10 protein-coding genes are annotated in these 17,494 nt (G+C 68.6%); 1 reads left to right on the top strand and 9 read right to left on the bottom strand.

Annotation, left to right across the window (positions count from 1 at the left end):
* Positions 1-1,194: bifunctional glutamate N-acetyltransferase/amino-acid acetyltransferase ArgJ (gene argJ, locus Q0U08_RS04230; protein WP_298089934.1), on the top strand; the 1,194-nt coding region annotated here is incomplete at its 5' end.
* A gap of 39 nt (positions 1,195-1,233) precedes the next feature.
* On the opposite strand, the gene trxA is transcribed toward argJ, so the two are convergent.
* The 9 genes from trxA to ahcY form a co-directional block, all read right to left on the bottom strand.
* Positions 1,234-1,554 carry a thioredoxin gene (gene trxA, locus Q0U08_RS04225; RefSeq protein ID WP_112382432.1) on the bottom strand — a complete coding sequence of 107 codons (321 nt, stop codon included), beginning with the start codon at positions 1,552-1,554 and terminating at the stop codon, positions 1,234-1,236.
* 56 nt (positions 1,555-1,610) lie between these two features.
* Positions 1,611-5,045 carry a double-strand break repair helicase AddA gene (addA, locus tag Q0U08_RS04220; RefSeq protein ID WP_298089933.1) on the bottom strand — a complete coding sequence of 1,145 codons (3,435 nt, stop codon included), beginning with the start codon at positions 5,043-5,045 and terminating at the stop codon, positions 1,611-1,613.
* Positions 5,029-7,971, bottom strand: coding sequence for a PD-(D/E)XK nuclease family protein (locus Q0U08_RS04215; RefSeq protein WP_298089932.1), 2,943 nt, complete (start codon positions 7,969-7,971; stop codon positions 5,029-5,031). Before Q0U08_RS04215 ends, addA begins: the two co-directional genes overlap by 17 nt.
* A complete protein-coding gene (locus Q0U08_RS04210; protein ID WP_298089930.1) occupies positions 7,964-8,719 on the bottom strand; it encodes a nucleotidyltransferase family protein in 756 nt (251 codons plus the stop codon). Before Q0U08_RS04210 ends, Q0U08_RS04215 begins: the two co-directional genes overlap by 8 nt.
* Positions 8,716-9,684: a phosphotransferase gene (locus tag Q0U08_RS04205; RefSeq protein ID WP_298089941.1), complete on the bottom strand. Its 969-nt coding sequence runs from the start codon at positions 9,682-9,684 to the stop codon at positions 8,716-8,718. The genes Q0U08_RS04210 and Q0U08_RS04205 overlap by 4 nt, the downstream gene beginning before the upstream one ends.
* Positions 9,681-10,124: a tRNA (adenosine(37)-N6)-threonylcarbamoyltransferase complex ATPase subunit type 1 TsaE gene (gene tsaE, locus Q0U08_RS04200; RefSeq protein WP_298089939.1), complete on the bottom strand. Its 444-nt coding sequence runs from the start codon at positions 10,122-10,124 to the stop codon at positions 9,681-9,683. The genes Q0U08_RS04205 and tsaE overlap by 4 nt, the downstream gene beginning before the upstream one ends.
* Positions 10,125-10,155: 31 nt before the next feature.
* Entirely contained in the window at positions 10,156-12,510 is a 2,355-nt protein-coding gene (locus tag Q0U08_RS04195; RefSeq protein ID WP_298089927.1) for a PAS domain-containing sensor histidine kinase, read from the bottom strand.
* Positions 12,511-12,663: 153 nt separating this feature from the next.
* Positions 12,664-15,765 (bottom strand): TonB-dependent receptor, encoded by a 3,102-nt coding sequence (locus Q0U08_RS04190; protein WP_298089925.1) that lies wholly within the window; start codon positions 15,763-15,765, stop codon positions 12,664-12,666.
* 252 nt (positions 15,766-16,017) lie between these two features.
* Complete coding sequence (ahcY, locus tag Q0U08_RS04185) at positions 16,018-17,439, bottom strand: adenosylhomocysteinase (RefSeq protein WP_298089923.1); 1,422 nt, start codon at positions 17,437-17,439, stop codon at positions 16,018-16,020.
* Between the last annotated feature and the right edge of the window lie 55 nt (positions 17,440-17,494).

Below are 17,494 nucleotides of genomic sequence, written 5' to 3'. Positions count from 1 at the left end.
TTTCCTGCCGTGCCTGCCGTTGGTGGCGTTGCGTTGCGTGTCGCGCGTGCCGGCTACAAGGCTTGGGAACGGTGCGACCTGACGTTCGTCACGCTGGCCGAAGGAACGAGCGTCGCGGGGGTGTTGACGAACAGCAAATGCCCGTCGCCGGAGGTGGAGTGGTGTCGGCAGGCGCTGGTGCTGGGGCAGGCGCGCGCGCTGGTGGTGAATGCGGGGAACTCCAACGCGTTCACCGGGCATCGTGGGCGTGCGGCGGTGGAGGCGATCGCGGCGCGTACGGCGTCTGCGCTCGGCTGCGTGCCGTCGGACGTGTTCGTCGCATCGACGGGCGTGATCGGCGTGCCGCTGCCGATCGACAAGGCGGAGGCCGGGCTGGACGCCGCCTTTGCGGCCGAACCGTGCGGGTGGGAGGATGCCGCCGCCACGATCATGACGACCGACACCTTTGCCAAGGGCGCGGTGACCACCGCGGTGGTGGATGGGCGCACCGTCACGCTGGCGGGGATCATCAAGGGATCGGGCATGATCGCGCCGGACATGGCGACGATGCTGGGCTTCATCTTCACCGACGCCGCCGTCGATCCGGCCTTCCTGCAACGCGCGATGACGGGGGCGAATGCGCGAACCTTTTCGTGCATCACCGTGGACGGCGATACGTCGACCAGCGACACCGTGCTGGCCTTCGCCACCGGCGCTGCGGGCAATGCGGTGCTGGTCGATGACGACAGCGACGGGGCGGACGCCTTCCGCGCCGCGCTGGCCGATCTGTGCCACCAACTGGCGGTACTGGTGGTGCGCGACGGCGAGGGCGCGACGAAGCTGATCGAGGTGCAGGTGACCGGCGCCGACAGCGACCGTTCCGCGCACCGGATCGCGATGTCGATCGCCAACTCGCCGCTGGTGAAGACGGCGGTGGCGGGCGAGGACGCCAATTGGGGCCGCGTGGTGATGGCGGTGGGCAAGGCCGGCGAGGCGGCCGAGCGCGATCAGCTCTCGATCCGCTTCGGCAACACGCAGGTGGCGCGCGAAGGTCTGGCGGTCGAGGGCTATGACGAAGCGCCGGTGGCGGCCCATCTGAAGGGCCAGGAGGTCGAGATCGGCGTCGACCTAGGGATCGGCGAGGGCGAGGCCACGGTTTGGACCTGCGACCTGACCCATGGTTATATCAGCATCAACGCCGATTACCGGAGCTGACGAAAGACCCTCTCCCGCCGGGGGAGAGGGCCTGGAACATCAGAGCGCGCCTTCGAGCCAGGCCTTGATCCGGCCCTTGGGCTCGGCGCCGACCTTGGTCGCGGCCGGGGTGCCGGCCTTGAAGAGGATCATCGTCGGAATCCCCCGCACGCCGTAGCGGCCGGGCGCGTCGGGGTTGTCGTCGATGTTCAGCTTGGCGATCGTCACCTGCTCGCCCAGTTCCTCGGACAGCTCCTCCAGCGACGGGCCGATCATCTTGCACGGACCGCACCATTCCGCCCAGAAGTCCACCAGCACCGGCTTGTCGGAATTCAGCACGTCCGCGTCGAAGCTGGCGTCGGTGATCTGCTTGGTTGCCATGTCGTAATCTCCTTGGATGTGGCCGATCTAGGGTCAGACCTTCAACCGCTCAACCGTTAGCTTTGCTCCGCCGCCACAAAGCGGGGCTTGTTCGCCTCCAGCACGGCCGGCGGGATCACGATCATCCGCGGCCCTGCGGTGTAGAGCAACGCCACCTCGATCGCGCGGCCGGGGAAGATCACGCGCAGCGCCGCGGCATAGGCCCCCATCTGTTGCAGATGGTAATCCGGCACCTCGTCCAGCGTCGCCGGCGCGCGGCGGCCGGTCTTGTAATCGACCAGCGAAACCCGGTCCGCCTCGACCAGCAGCCGGTCGACCTGGCCTGAGATGACATGCCCGCTGGGCAGGGTCGCGGCGATCGGCGCCTCGGCCAGCGAATTGGGACCAAACAGCGCGGCGTGCGCCGGATCGTCGAGGATCGCACGCACGGTAGCGGATAGCGCCGCCCGCTCGCCCGCATCGCCTACCTGCCCCGCCGTGGCCAACCAGCGATCCGCCGCAGCCTCCCGCTGCGCAATAGGCACGCCCGGCAGGCGTTCCAGCAGGCAATGGATCAGCCGCCCGCGCTCCGCCGCGGCGCGCATCGCCGGCGTCGGTGGCGGATCGGACACACGATCCTCGCCCAACGCCGAGGGTGCGAGCGGGCGCGGCGGACGCGATTCGACCGGTGCGGGGGCACGCGCCCAGTCGGGCAGCGCGGCGCGTGCCATCGCGGCGACCACCCCGCCCCGCGCACGCAGCGGCACCGGCGGCTGCGGCTCCCGGCCGGTGAAGACGCGCTCGCCCTCCCCTTCCGGCACGCCCAGCGCGGTCAGCGCCCGTGCGCAGGCGGCGTACCAGCTATCCCGTGGCGGCTCGCCCGCCGCACGCTTGCCGAGCGCACCGGCCACGACAAGCTGCTCCTCCGCGCGCGTCGCCGCGACGTAGAAAAGCCGCCAATGCTCGGCGAGTTCGCGCGCGGCCAGTTCGTCGGCGACGACATCCAGCGGCCCGCCGCGCTCGTCCCCGCGCGGCGCGAAGACGGGAATGGGCTGGTCGCCGGCCTCGGGCGCCCAGCGCAGGATCGACCGGGGCGAGGCCGTCGGGTCGATCGCGGCATCGGCGAGGATGACGAGCGGCGCCTGCAATCCCTTGGATCCATGCGCGGTCATCACGCGCACCGCATCCAGCGGCGCGGAAGGGTCGCGCACAATTTCCACATCGCCGCGGTCGAACCAGTCGAGAAAGCGTTGCAGCGACGGCGTGGTCGTACTCTCGAAGGTCAGGGCGGCGTTCAGCAGTTCCTCGATGGGGTCGCGCGCTTCGGTCCCCAGTCTCCGGATCAGCTTGCGCCGGCCATCCAGCGGCCCCGACAGCAATTCTTCCAGAAACTGATAGGGCGTCGCGATATCGGCGCGGGCGAGCATACCGCGAAGTGGCCCCAGCGCGTTCGGCGTCTGGGTGCGGACGAGATGCGCCCACAGGCTGCCATGATCGCGCGGCGCGGCGGCCATCAATTCGTCCTGCGTCCAGCCGACCAGTGGCGAAACAAGCAGCGACGCCAGCGACAGATCGTCATCCGGCTGCAGCACGAAGCGGATCGCGGCGAGCAGGTCCTGCACCGCCAGCGGTGCGTTCAGGCGGAGGCGATCGACGCCCGCGACCGGCACCCCTTCGGCATAGAGCCGCGCGACGATCAGCGAGGCGAGGTCGCCGCGGCGCTTGACCAGGATCATCACGTCCTGCGGCTCCAGCGGACGCCCCTTGCTTTCCAGCATCAGGCCGGCGTCCAGCCAGCGGCGGACAGCGCGTGCGACATCGGTGGCGACCTTGCGGACCGCATCGTCGATCCAGCCTTCCTCGTCCTCCTCGCTGCCGCCCGCATTCACCGCCGGCCACAGCGTGACGCGGCCGGGGCCGGGCACTTCGCTGGCATGTTCCTCGATCGCGGCCATGACGCCCAGCCCGGCATCGCCCACCGCATCGATCGCGGCATCGACGAATTCCAGTACGGGGCGCGTGGTGCGGAAGCTGTGGGTCAGCGACAACTGATTGAACGGCAGGCCGCGTTCGTCATCCGGCACGCTTTCGTCGCCCGCGACGAGGGACGCCTTGCCGCTGAAATGTCGCTCGGCCGCGGCGAAGTTGATCGGGTCCGTCCCCTGAAACCCGAAGATCGCCTGTTTGTAATCGCCCACCGTGAACAGGGTGCGGACCGACGGCGCATAGACGCCGCGGCCGACGAAGAACTCGTCGGACAGCGCGCGCACGATCCGCCACTGGTTCAGGTTCGTGTCCTGCGCCTCGTCGATCAGGACATGCTCGGTCACCTGATCCAGCTTGTAGCGGACCCAGTCGCCGATGCCCGGCTGTTCGAGCAGGCCGACCGTGGTACGGATCAGATCGTCGAAATCGACCGCGCCCACCTGGCGCTTCGCCTCGACATAGGCGCGCGCATAGTCGCGCCCGACGACAAGCGCATCGGCGAGCAGATCGGCGTAGCCGGCCCGCGCCGCCAGTCCGAGCAGCCGGCGGCATTCGCTGCCCAGTTCCAGCGCGATCTCTTCATAATCGGGCTCGGCATCGGTCAGCTTCTTGGATGCCTTGCGCGGCTCGCCCTTGGCGGTGAAGACGGTGCCCATCAGGTCGCCCAGCGTCGCGGCCTGCCCCGCCGGGCCGGCGTCCATCCACGCCTCGATCACGGCGACCACCTTCTGGCCGGTCGCGGTGCCCCAGGCACGGTTCGCCCCCGCGATGCGGGCGATCGCGTCACGGTCCAGGCAGTCGCACCCTTCCATGATCGCTTCATCGATATCGCCGGCCGGCAGATCCAGCGCGCGGCGAAGCCAGGGCTGGATACCGGCCGGCAGCGCCTCCAGCGCGCCCGGCGCGCGGGCACAGGCGGCGAGGAACGCCTCCGCCCCGCCCTCGCCCAGCCGCAGCGACAGGCGGCCGACCGTCGCGATCGGCCCCTCGCGCCCCTCCGCCTCGGCACGCTCCAGCATCATCGCCAACGCCTCGCGCGCCAGTCCCGCTTCCTCACGCGCCTCCAGCGGGCGGAAGCCGGGGGTCAGCCCGGCCTCGACCGGAAAGGCGGCGAGCAGCCCCTGGCAGAAGCCGTGGATGGTCTGGATACGCAAGCCCCCGCCCGGCGCGTCCAGCACCCTGGCGAACAGCGTGCGGGCATGTGCGCGGAGCGCCGGCGACTCCACCTCGCCCAGCGCATGCAGATCGGCGGCCAGTTCCGTGTCCGCCATGCGCACCCAGGCGGCCAGCCGTCCGTTGATCCGCTGCGCCATCTCCGCGGCACCCGCCTTGGTAAAGGTCAGGCACAGGATCGCATCGGGCGACACGCCGCGCAGCAACAGGCGGAACACGCGCGCGGCCAGCACCTGCGTCTTGCCCGTGCCCGCGGATGCGGACAGCCAGACATGCGCCTGCGGATCGCTTGCCGCCTTTTGCGATCCCTTCAGCAGCGGCAGCTTTGCCAGCACGTTACCGGTCCCGGCCATACCATTCGTCCCGGCGCATCAGTTGGTCATATTCGGCATACGGGGCATATTCGGGCACCAGCTTGGCGGTGAACGGCGCGGTGCCGGTCAGCCATGCGCCCGCCGCATCGGCGAAGTTGCTGGCGGCGATGCCGACGAAATCGCCGGTCGGGATACGCTCGCGCTTGCCGTCCGGATCGACCGGCGTGGCGATATAGCCCAGCCCCTCACGCCCGCGCCCCATCGACCAATATTCGAACGCACCCGCGCGCCCGCGAACGCCCTCGAACCCGCCCCGTTCGGCGATCAGGCCAAGCAGGCCGAGCTGCAGGCTGTATCCGTCGCGCACCGCCGCGGTGGAAGGGGGCTTGCCGGTCTTGTAGTCGATGATCGCGACCCCGCCGTCCGCCAGCCGGTCGATCCGGTCGTACCGGCCGGACAGGGTGACGCCCGCATGGACGACCTGCCCCTGCCCTTCCGCGCTCAGCACCGACCGGCCGGCGGCGGCCTGCTCGGCGACGGTGCGGGCGATCCAGTCGATCGCTTCCTCCAGCCGGGGCCACCACAGCGCGCGCATCATCGGGTGGACGCGCTGTTCCTTCAGCATCGCCGCGGCACGCGGGCGCAGCGCCTCGGGCGCGCAACCATCCTCCTTCCACCACGCTTCCAATATGTCGTGAACGGCGGTGCCGCGCCATGCCGCGCTCGGATCGGCATCCACCGGTTCCAGCGGCATCAGGCGCAGCACGCGGCGCGCGTAAAAGGCGAACGGGTCCGCCTTCAGCCGGTCCACCTCGGTGACCGAGATGACGCGCGGGCGCAGCGCGGCGGGCGGCATCGGCGCGGGACGCTCGGCTGGCGCATGATCCGCCGGCTGGTCGAGGATGCGGGTCCAGTCCTCCAGCGCCAGATCGCGCTCGAACCGCTCGCCGGCCATCGCCTGAAGCCGCAGCCAGAAGCGCGAGGCGAGCGTCGGCGAACTCGCGTCGCGGCGGCTGCGCGTCAGCAGCGCGGCGGGTGCGCCCATCGCCTCGGCCAGATCGTGCGCGGCGATACCGATACGCCGCTCCAGCCCCTGCAGGCCCAGATCGGCGCGGATGCGCGGCGCCAGCCACGGGTCGGGTGCGGGGCGACCGGGCCAGACGCCCTCGTTCAACCCGCCCGCGATCATCAGGTCCGCGGTCTGCAACCGCGCTTCGATCAGGCCGTAGATGGCGAGGCGGGGATGGTTGCTGCCGCGTTGCGGGCGGACGGCCACTTCGTCCAGCAGAGTGCGGAGCAGCGCGGGCACATCCTGCGGACTGACGCGCGGCGGGCCGGCATGCGATTCGGCCTCCAGCGCGCTCAGGAACTCGGCGGCGGCGCGGCCCGCCGGTCCCTCCCACAGCACGTCGCCGCACAGGGACTGCGCACATTCGCGCAGACAGGCGACCAGGCCGTGCAGGCTTTGCGGACCATCGCCAAAGGTGCGGCCGACCGGCTCCAGCGCGGGACACGCCTCCGCCCAGAAGGTGGCGGCGGTACCCTTTTTCAGATGCGCGGCAATGCCGTCCAGCCCCGGCGCCGGGCGTGGTCCGCGCAGCGCCCGGTCCAGCGCGCGCACCCCGTCCAGCCAGGCGATGCGCTCGCTCTGCCGGACCAGCGGGTGCTTGAGCAGCGCGAGCAGCGCCAGCGGGTTGAAATGCTGCGACGCCGCTTCCGCCAGCGCGAGCAGAAAGGTGCCCGGCGGCAGGATGGACAGCGGGCGGCCGGCGGAATCGTCGATCTCGATCCCCCACCGGCGGCAATGCACCGCCACCCGGCGGGCCAGCGCCCGGTCCGGCGTGACCAGCGCGGCGGTGCTGCCCGGCGTCTCCAGCACGCCGCGCAAGGCGAGCGCGATCGCCTGCGCTTCCTCGGCCGGGGTGGCGAGATCGATCGAGGTCACGCCGCGCAGCCGCCGGTCCTCGGCGGGCAGGTCGGTCCATTTGCCGGTGAAGTCGGCAGGCGCCAGCGCATTGGCGATGGCACGGCCGCGGGCGGCGCCGGCATCATATTCGGTGCCGCCGCGCCACGTCTTCACCTCGCCTCGGCCGACACCCATGCGGTCCAGCATCAGCTTGGGAACGAATTGCGGATGCGTCTCGATCGACCGGCGACGGCGCCCGGTGACGGGGTCGGGCTGGTGCGGGCCCAGCGCATCCCATTCCTCGATCGGCATCGCCAGGTCGAGCCCGGCGAACACCACCGATCCGCGCGGCATCTCCGACACGCAGCGCAGCAGGCGGGCGACGGCGGGCGCGGTGTCGGTGATGCCGGCGGCACAGACGAAGCCCGTGGGCGGGGTCGCGCGCCAGCGGTCGGTCAGCCGGTCGAGCAGCCGGGTGCGGCGATCGGCCGCGTCGATCATCCCGGCCCGCGCCAGCTCGGCGGGCCAGCGGTCCAGTACCACGTTGAACGTCGCCAATGCGCGCTGCCAGTGGGCGTTCAGGTCGCCCAGATCGATCTCGCGCAGTGCGGTGGGCGGCACCTGCTCGACCAGCAACTGGTCCAGCGTGCGGGCCAGATCGCCGGCCAGGCGCACCGCCTCCGCCGCGTTGATCGGCTGGCCGGCGCGCGCGCGTTCCTCCGCGACCAGGCGGGCCAGGATCATGCGGCGCGCATAAGGGGCGATGGCGGGCGGCGGTGGCTCGGTGGCATCCGCCGGATCGAGCGCGGCACCCGCGGTCTCGCCCGCCTCCGGATCGCCCAGCGCCACCATGCGCGGCAGGATCAGCCCGGCCCCGCTCGCCCGCACGAACGCATCCGTCACCGCACGCACCGCCCGGTTGTTCGGCAGCAGGATCGCCCCTTGCGCCAACGCTAGCGGATCATCCCCCGCCCGCCGCTTCAACCCCGCAACCAACGCATCGGCAAACCCACGATGCGCTGGAATGGTGTAAAGCCGCAGCCCCCGCCCCTCAACCATCGGCCAGCAACAACTCGGTCCGACGGATCGCGCCGGGCGTGCCGACGTCGAACCACAGGCCCTGATGCACCTGACCGAAGGCGCGGCCGGCCGCCATCGCGCGATCCCAGAACAGATTGGTCGAAAACGGCCCCTCCGGCCAATCGGCGATCAGTCGCGGGTGCAGCATCTGGATGCCGGTATAACAGAAGGGGGCAACGGTGCCCGCACGCCGCCGCTTGGTGATGCGGCCGTTTGCGTCGAGATGGAAATCCCCGTGTCCGCCATGATTATGCGCGCGCGCCAGCGGCACCATCAGCAGCAGCGCATCCATCGCCGCATCGTCCCACCGGGAGGCGAGCAGACGGATCGCATCCATCGGTCCGTCGAGCCACAGATTGTCGCTGTTGACGACCAGCACGGGCTCGTTCCCAAGCAGGTCGCGCGCCTGGACCAGCCCGCCGCCGGTTTCCATCAGCCGGCCACGCTCGTCGGAGATGACGATCTCCATATCCGGATAGCGGTCCGCCAGATGCGCCTCCAGCGTGTCCGCCAGGTAATGGACGTTGACCACCGCCCGGCCGATGCCGGCGGCGCGCAGCCGATCGAACACATGATCGATCAACGGCTTGCCGGCCACCTCGACCAGCGGCTTGGGGCGGGTGGCGGTCAGCGGGCGCATCCGCTTGCGCAGCCCTGCCGCCATCACCATCGCCGTGGCCGGCACCGAGCCGCCGGGCACCGGACGCAAGGGCCGCGGCCGGCTCATGCCGCCAGCACTCCGGGATCACCGCGTAACTCGGGCGGGACATTGTCCGCGAACCATGCAGCGACAGGCGCCAGCACCGGTTGCGACAGGTCACGCTCCAGATAGGCCCAGACGCGCGGGCACAGGCCGGTGTAGCGCGGCTTGCCGTCACGCTGCCAAAGCCGGGTGAAGATCCCCAGGATCTTGGCGTTCCGCTGCGCGCCCAGCACGTGATAGGCGTTCATGAACGCATCCCCCTCACCTGTCGCGGCCAGATAGCGGGCCAGCATCGCCCCCTCGATCGACGGCTCCACATCGCGGCGCGCATCCTGCAACAGCGAAACGAGATCATAGGCAGCGTGCCCGGCCAGCGCGTCCTGGAAGTCGAGCAGCCCCAGCGACCGTGCCGGGCCGACCAGCATCAGGTTTTCGACATGATAGTCGCGCAGCACGGCGACCGGCCGCCCGGTCAGGCCATGCGCGAACACCGCATCCCAGGCCGCCCGGTAGCCGGCGGTGTCGACCTCCAGCCCGACGGCTGGCGCGTACCACTGGGTGAACAGCTCCACCTCGCGGTGCAAAACGGCCGCGTCATACGGTGCCAGCCCCTCCGGCGCATGCGCGCGCAACGCGACCAGAAGGTCGACGGCCGCCGCATAGAGCGGCATGGTGGCGTCCGGATCGGCCTCGATCGCCTCGCGCATGCGCGCATCGCCGAAATCCTCCAGCAGCACGAAGCCGCGCGCCTCGTCCAGTCCCAGGATCGCCGGCGCGGCAAAGCCCTTGCCGCTCAACCAGCGCGCTACCGACAGGAACGGTCGCGGATCCTCATGCGGCGGCGGCGCATCCATCAGCACCGCGCTGCGAACGCCATCGGTGACGCGAAAATAGCGGCGAAACGACGCGTCGCCGGCGAGCGGCGCGATCGCCGCCCCCGTCCAACCACAGGTCGCGAGAAAGGCGGGCGCATCGGCGGGCGGGGTCATATCGGCCATCGCTGCTCCCATGCCTCCGGCACCTTCGCTGTCAAGCGGCGACCGCCATCCGGCGTCGGCTCAAGCGACAAAGCGAGTGCATCGGGCCATGCGTCGGGACCGGCCCGATCGGGCCATTCGACGATCAGCAACGAATCCCAGCGCGCTTCCTCCAGCCCCAGTTCGTCCAGTTGCTCCGGGCCGTCGAGCCGGTAGAGATCGACATGAAGGACAGGGAAATCCACCTCGGGCGGGGCATAGGGCTGGACGATCGCGAAACTCGGCGATGGCGCCTCGCCGGCCAGCCCCAGGGCGGCGAGCAGGCCACGCGCAATGCTCGTCTTGCCGGCGCCGAGCGGCCCTTCCAGCGTTATCATGTCACCGGGGCGCACACGGGTGGCCAGCGCACGGCCGAACGCCTCGGTGGCGGCTGGGTCGGGAAGGATCAGCATGGCGCCGGGATAGAGCGGCGGCGCCCTCAAGTCATCCCTGACGGCGAGGCAGCTCGATCGTCGCCAGCGTGCCCGCGCCCAGTTCGGACACCAGCATGACGGTGCCGCCATGCGCCTCGACGAACTGGCGGGCGAGCGGCAGGCCGAGACCGAGTGCACGCCCCCCGGTCGCCTTGATCGCGGGCTCGGCGAAACGGTCAAAGGCATGGGCAACCGCGTCTGCGTCCATGCCGGGTCCGTCATCGGACACGATGATCCGCGCCCGCGCCGCATCGCCGTCCGCATGGAGCAGCACGCGACCGCCCTCCGGCGTGTGTTCGACCGCGTGGCGCAACAGATGCTCGACCGCTTCCTTCAGCCGCCGGCGATCGCCGCTGATCCGGCCGAGCGACCGCGATATCTCCACCGCAAAGTCGAGGCGACGACGGTTTGCCGGGGACCGCAGCGTATCGGCCGCCGCGCGCACCACCTGGGCCAGATCGACATCCTCGAACTGCGCGGCGCCATCCGCCGCCACCGTCAGGTCCAGCACATCATCGACCAGCAGGCCCAGCCGCTCGGTCGATTCCAGGATCGCCTCGACATAGCCCTTGGCCTGATCGGGCAGTGCACCGGCATAGCCGCCGTGCAGCATCTCCGCAAAACCGCTGATCGATGTCAGCGGCGTGCGCAATTCGTAGCTCATGTTCGCGACGAAGGCGGTCTTCACCTTGTCGGCCGCTTCCAGCGCATCCGCGCGGTCGCGCAGCGCCTGTTCGGCGCGACGGCTGTCGGTGATGTCCAGCATGGTGAACAGCGCATTGCCATCGGGCAGCGGCACGCCGGCGAACTCGAAATGCCGCCCATCGGCAAAGGCGACGCGCCCGCCGCGCTGCTGCCGGTCCTGCGTGGCGGAGCGGACCAGTTCGGGCATCAGCCCGGCGCGGCTCGGCGTCATCAACTTGTTCGCGATCTTGGCGGCCAGCGCATCGACGCGCGGATGCGCCGCCAGAAACTCCTCCTCCACATCCCACAGGCTGCGAAAGCGGTTATTCCACAACTGCAGTCGGCCATCGGCGGCGAACACGCCAAGCGCCTCGAACAGATTGTCGAAGGTGGCGGACCGCACGCGCAGCAGCGTATCTCGGGCAGAGGCAAGCTGCACCTGCTCGGTACGATCCTCGAAGATCAGCAACAGGCCGCCATCGGGCAAAGCCTGCGCCACGACACGCAGATGGATGCCGCCCGACAGGTGCCAATGCTCCTCGATCGCGGCCTCGGTCTGGCGGAACCATTCGTGGCGCTCGGCCCGCCAGCCGGGAAAGTCGCGCACTTCGGGCAGCCGCTTGGCCTCGCGCATCCGCTCCAGCACCCGGTCGAATTCCGGGCGGTCGGCCAGCCATTCGCTGCGCATCGCGAACATGCGCCGAAACGGCTGGTTACAAAAGACGAGGCCGCGATCCGGCCCGAACTGCGCCACGGCGGCGGACAGGCGATCCAGCATCGCGCGCTGCGCCTCGGCAAAGCGTTTTGCCCCTGCGCGCGACTGTTCCAGATCCTCGATATCGATCGCGAAGCCGGCAATGCCCCCGGTGGGCAGCGGCACGTCGTAGATGCGCAGCGAACGGCGCGCGCCATCGATCGTCGCGGGCAGGATCTGCTCGTGCGGCCGTCCCTTGTCGCGCGCGGCCGCGGCACCGGCCAGCGGCCCGCCCCGTCCCGATCCTTCCACCAGTTCCAGCCCGCGCGAGACCACGTCAGCGGCATTGCGGCCCTCCACCGCATCGACATAGGCGGTGTTGACCATGGTCAGCCGCAGATCCGCCTCGCGATACCACATCGGCAGCGGGGCGGCCTCGATCAGCCCGGTCAGCGCCTCGAACGCGCCACCCAGCCGCGCCGTCTCGCCACCCAGACGCGCGATCTCCGCTTCGCTTTCGGTGCCGTCAAAGGCCCAGACGACGACGCTGCCATTCGCGCCCAGCTCCAGCGGCGCGCGGGCGCCCTTCAGCACCAGCGACCGGCCCGAGCCTTGTGGCCGCAGGGCGCGGGTGAAGCTGCGTCCCCCGCGCTGCGCCGCCCCGACATCGGCGGCGAGCAAAGCGCCGTCCTGTGCCGAAAGCCCGGCCCCTTCACCCACCAGGTCGGCCAGGAACCGCGGCACCTCCGAAAAGCCCAGCCAGTCGGCCAGCCGCGTGCTCATCTCGATCCGCCCATCGGCACGCACCAGCATCGGCAGTGCGGGCGCGGACCGCAGCAACGCCGCTGCATGCGCCATCTCGCCCGCCCGCCGCCGTGCCGTCGTCCGCGCGGCGGTGCCGAGGTACAGCATCGCCGCCGATCCCAGCAGCGAAAGGCTGATGATCGCCCCCAATGCCAGCGCCTGGACCGTGTCGAGGACGATCATGCGAAGCGCGGGGGACGGGGGCGAGTCATGGCGGCCGGCATGTAAACCGATAAACGCCGTCAGCGGAAGTCGATGCGCACCCTGCCCAAAAAGAAGGGCCGGCCGGACGCGAAGTCCGACCGGCCCCGAAAAGGCAGCAGATGCTGGTGAAACTTACATCTTCACCGACACGCCGACATACATGAAGCGGCCGATATTGTCGTAGATCGCGTCCTCGCCGTTACCCAGCAGGCCATAAGGCGGCCGCTTGTCGGTCAGGTTGTCGACGCCCGCATACAGGCGGAACTGATCGTTCACATCCACCGACCCGCGGACCGCATGATAGAATACGCGCGGATAGTAGGTGACGTCCGCGTAATAGGGATCGAGCGGCGGCACGCCGTTCGTCTCGTGCTGGGCTTCCCAGTCGGTGATCGACTGGCGACCGATGTAGCGAAGCTGGTAACCGAGGGTCCAGGCCTTGTGCGTATAGTCGGCCGAGAAGTTCACGTTCCAGATCGGATCGCCCAACTCTCCCTTGATCCGCTCCGGCTGGCTCGGATTGTCGAGATAGGGGAAGTCGGTCCGGTTGCGCACCCAGGTACCGACGACGCGCAGCGCCAGACGATTGTCGCCATCGAAGCGGTGGTTGTACGCGACATCCATGTCGATGCCCTTGGCGCGCAGTGCGGCGAAGTTCACCGTGCTCTGGAGCAGTGCCGGCTGCTGGAACTCGCCATTGGCCTGACGCGGGTTGATCAGGCCGCAGAACTGGTTGTCGAGCGATGTCGCGTCATAGCACGCGTCCAAAATCGTCTGCGCATCGACCGAGGCGATGACGTTGCTGATCTTGATGTCGTAATAATCCGCGGTGATCGCCAGGCCCGGCAGGAACGACGGCTGCACGATCACGCCATACGTCCAGCTCCGCGAGGTTTCCGCCTCCAGATTGGGGTTGCCGCCCGACAGGATCTCGGTGCTGCCCGCACGGGCGCTGCTGTTGATGAAGCCGGTGGGCACGCCCGCCGCCGCACAGTTCGCCGCGCGGTTCGCACGTCCCTGACCGATGAAGTTGACGTCGCACGGATCGTTCAACAGCCCGAAATTCTGCGTGGGCGACGAATACAGATCACCCAAGGTCGGCGCGCGCACCGATTTGGAATAGTTCACGCGGAACTTGATGTCGCGGATCGGTGCATAGATCGCGCCGGCATTCCACGCCCAGACGGTGCCGGCCGAACCCTTGTAATCCGCCACGCGGACGGCGCCCGTCGCAGTCAGCTCCTCGGCAAAGGGCAGGTTGCGCAGGATCGGCAGTTCCAGCTCGCCATACGCTTCCTTCACCGCGAAGGACGGCGGATCGAAGGCGGGAATGGCGTTCAGGAAGGTCTGGCCGCTGCTGACCAGCTCGTCATACGCATAGGAGGCGGTCTCGCGGCGATATTCGCCGCCGATCGCGAAGCGCACCGGGCCACCCGGCAGCTCGAACAGTTGCGAGCTGTCGCCGACCAGGTTGGCGTTGACGTCGAATTGCGTCGCCTTGCCGCGACGCTCCGAGGTGGTGTTGATATAGTTCAGCGCGGCCTGGCTCGGCGAACCGTTGCCCAGCACGTTGATCGGCACGCAGTTCGGATCGGTCACGCTGGTCTGGTTGATCCGGCACACGATCTGCCCCGCGGCGTTCGTCACCGCGTCCACCGCATTATAGAAATTCTGATTGATGCGGTTGTTGTAGAAGGTCGAACGGCTGCGGAACTCGCCGTAATTGACCGAGACGTCGTACTTCCAGTCCTCGTTGAACGTACCCTCGGTGCCGACGACGATGCGGTAGGTGTCGCGGCGATCGAATTCGTCACGCGTGCCGAAATCATTATTGTTGCGGTTCAGGCGGAAGAAGCTTGCGCCTGCGGGCAGCAATGAGCGGATCGTCGCGGCGGCGCCCGGTTGCAGATACGGATTGTCGAGCGAGATCGGGATGCCGATCGCCTGGCGGGTGAACGCGTTGCTCGCGGGGCGGCTGGTCGGGTTGCCGTCATCGTCCTCGCCGGTGATGATGCCCTGCTCGCCACCCTGCGCGAAGGTCGGCGTGCCCTGGTTGAAGCTTTCGACGCGGACGAACTTGGCCTCGAAGAAGGGCTTGAACGCGTCCGACACGTCGAAATGGCCGAGCACATTGGCGACATAGCGTTGCAGGCGCGGGTTCAGCGTGCCGCGATCGTTCAGGATCGCGCCGTCCCCGCCATTGTTGTTGCCCGACCCGATCGGACGATAATCGGTGCCGTAGTTGTACTCGCGCAGCGACCCGTCGGTGTTGAAGCCGAACACGCGCGGCACGCCCGAACCCAGGCAGGCCGCAGAGATGCCGCCGCCGCAGGACAAAAGGTTCGACCCGTTATAGGCGATGAAGTTGCCGCCATTGTCATAGCCGAAGCTGCGCACGTCGCGCAGGAAGGTGCGGTTGGGCGTGGTGTTGTCCGCTGCCGGGCTGTCGATCAACTGAAACTGGCGGCGGCCGGTAAAGGCGCCGGTCAGCTCGGGGCGATCGGAATAGGTCAGCAGATCCTGCTTGTTGTACTCCAGCGCCACCGCGATATTGCCGCGCCCTTCGGCGAAGTTCTTCCCGAAGGTGCCCGACACGCGATAGGTGCCGCGGTCGCCCTTGTCGCTCAAACCGCCCTGCGCGTTCAGTGTCAGGCCGTCGAAATCGCGCTTCAGCACGAAGTTGACGACGCCCGCCATCGCGTCCGAACCATATACCGCCGAGCTGCCGCCCGTCACGACATCGACGCGGTCGAGCAGGTCGGTCGGGATCGTGTTGGTATCGACGAGGAACTCACCCTCCGACGCGGTCACGTGGCGGCGGCCGTTGACCAGCACCAGCGTGCGCGCGACGCCCAGGCCGCGCAGGTCGAGCAGGTTCAGGCCCGACGTGCCGATGAACTGGGTCGAATTCGCCTGGCTGTAGGTCGAGCGCAGCGACGGCAGATCGTTCAGCACGTCGCCGACCGACACCGCACCCGTGCGCGTCAGGTCCGCGACGGACAGGCTGGTGACGGGGATCGGCGAATTGAGCGTCGGGCGCGAGATGCGCGAGCCGGTGACGACGATCTCGCCGCCCGTGTCTTCGAGCGCGGGAGGCGGCACTTCGGTCTGCGGCGCACCGATCTGGTTCTGATCGGCCGACGGCGACTGCTGATCTGTCGGCGTGACGGTCTGCGCCGTTGCCACGTCGGGCGTCGCACCCAGGACGAGGGCGATGGTGGAAGCCGTGAGCACAAGGCCCGACTTCCGAACAGATACGCGATTCATTTTACAACCCTTTGAAAGCTCGGCTCAGCCGAGAGGCTCCGTTGAAACCTTGGACGTACAAAGGGCAATAACACTGCACTAATTAGTTGTAATAATCCTTAGTTGTTGCCGTTCCGCAACAGGAGGTGGGTACACCATGGATCGCCGGATCCAACCCAGACGCACAAAGGCCGTGCCCACCGAAGTGGACACGGCCTTCTGCTCGCGATCGGCTGGCGATCAGTAGCGGTAATGGTCCGGCTTGAACGGCCCCTCGACCGGCACGCCAATATAATTGGCCTGCTTCTCGGTCAGCTTGGAGAGCTGCACGCCCAGCTTCTCGAGGTGCAGCGCCGCGACCTTTTCGTCGAGATGCTTCGGAAGCACATACACCTCGTTCTTGTAGTTCTCGGACTTCGTCCACAGCTCGATCTGCGCGAGCGTCTGGTTGGTGAACGAGGCCGACATCACGAAGGACGGATGGCCCGTCGCGCAGCCCAGGTTCACCAGGCGGCCCTTGGCCAGCACGATGATCTGCTTGCCGTCCGAGAACTCGACCAGGTCGGTGCCCGGCTTCACCTCGGTCCACTTGTAGTTGGACAGCGCGGCGATCTGGATCTCCGAGTCGAAGTGGCCGATGTTGCACACGATCGACATCGGCTTCATCGCCTTCATGTGATCGGCGGTGATCACGTCGGCGTTGCCCGTCGCGGTCACGAAGATGTCGGCGCGCTTCACCGCCTCGTCCATCGTCACGACCTCGAAGCCTTCCATCGCCGCCTGCAGTGCGCAGATCGGATCGATCTCGGTCACCAGCACGCGGGCGCCGCCGTTGCGGAGCGACTGGGCGGAGCCCTTGCCCACGTCACCGAAGCCCGCGACCGCGGCAACCTTGCCGGCCAGCATCACGTCGGTGGCGCGGCGGATCGCGTCGACCAGCGACTCCTTGCAGCCGTACAGATTGTCGAACTTCGACTTGGTCACCGAGTCGTTGACGTTGATCGCCGGGAAGGGCAGCTCGCCCTTCTTGGCAATCTCGTACAGGCGGTGGACGCCCGTGGTCGTCTCTTCCGACACGCCCTTCAGGTTCTTCACCGTCTCGGTCAGATAGCCCGGATACTTGGCGATGAACGCCTTCACCGAACGCTGGAACTCGACTTCCTCTTCATTCTCGGGCTCGCCGAAGGTCGCGCCGGCTTCCAGCTTGGCGCCCCACAGCGCGAACATCGTCGCGTCGCCGCCATCGTCCAGGATGATGTTCGCGGTCGTACCGTCGGTATCGGCACCCCAGTTGAAGATGTCGCCGACATAGTCCCAATATTCGGCCAGCGTCTCGCCCTTCACGGCGAACACCGGGATGCCGGCCGCAGCGATGGCGGCGGCGGCATGGTCCTGCGTCGAATAGATGTTGCAGGTCGCCCAGCGCACGTCGGCGCCCAGTGCCACCAGCGTCTCGATCAGCACCGCGGTCTGGATCGTCATGTGCAGCGACCCGGTGATGCGCGCGCCCTTCAGCGGCTGCGACGCACCAAACTCATCGCGCAGCGCCATCAGGCCCGGCATTTCGGTTTCGGCGATCTTGATCTCGGCGCGGCCGAAATCGGCAAGACCGATATCCTTGATGACGTAATCGGTGGTCTCGGCAGCGAGCGCAGTGGCCACGAGCAAATCTCCTGGGTGTGTGAATGCCCCCGCCTCTACGCGCTATGCCCCCACG

The organism is uncultured Sphingomonas sp., assembly GCF_946477935.1.
Classification (GTDB): Bacteria; Pseudomonadota; Alphaproteobacteria; order Sphingomonadales; family Sphingomonadaceae; genus Sphingomonas.
This window is presented reverse-complemented; position numbering and strand designations above follow the sequence as displayed.

What these genes read in the sequence shown, in the direction of transcription:
- Q0U08_RS04210 (WP_298089930.1), bottom strand. Translation starts at nt 8,719, where the DNA reads ATGAGCCGGCCGCGGCCCTTGCGTCCGGTGCCCGGCGGCTCGGTGCCG.
- tsaE (WP_298089939.1), bottom strand. Translation starts at nt 10,124, where the DNA reads ATGCTGATCCTTCCCGACCCAGCCGCCACCGAGGCGTTCGGCCGTGCG.
- Q0U08_RS04195 (WP_298089927.1), bottom strand. Translation starts at nt 12,510, where the DNA reads ATGATCGTCCTCGACACGGTCCAGGCGCTGGCATTGGGGGCGATCATC.
- Q0U08_RS04215 (WP_298089932.1), bottom strand. Translation starts at nt 7,971, where the DNA reads ATGGTTGAGGGGCGGGGGCTGCGGCTTTACACCATTCCAGCGCATCGT.
- Q0U08_RS04205 (WP_298089941.1), bottom strand. Translation starts at nt 9,684, where the DNA reads ATGACCCCGCCCGCCGATGCGCCCGCCTTTCTCGCGACCTGTGGTTGG.
- trxA (WP_112382432.1), bottom strand. Translation starts at nt 1,554, where the DNA reads ATGGCAACCAAGCAGATCACCGACGCCAGCTTCGACGCGGACGTGCTG.
- addA (WP_298089933.1), bottom strand. Translation starts at nt 5,045, where the DNA reads ATGGCCGGGACCGGTAACGTGCTGGCAAAGCTGCCGCTGCTGAAGGGA.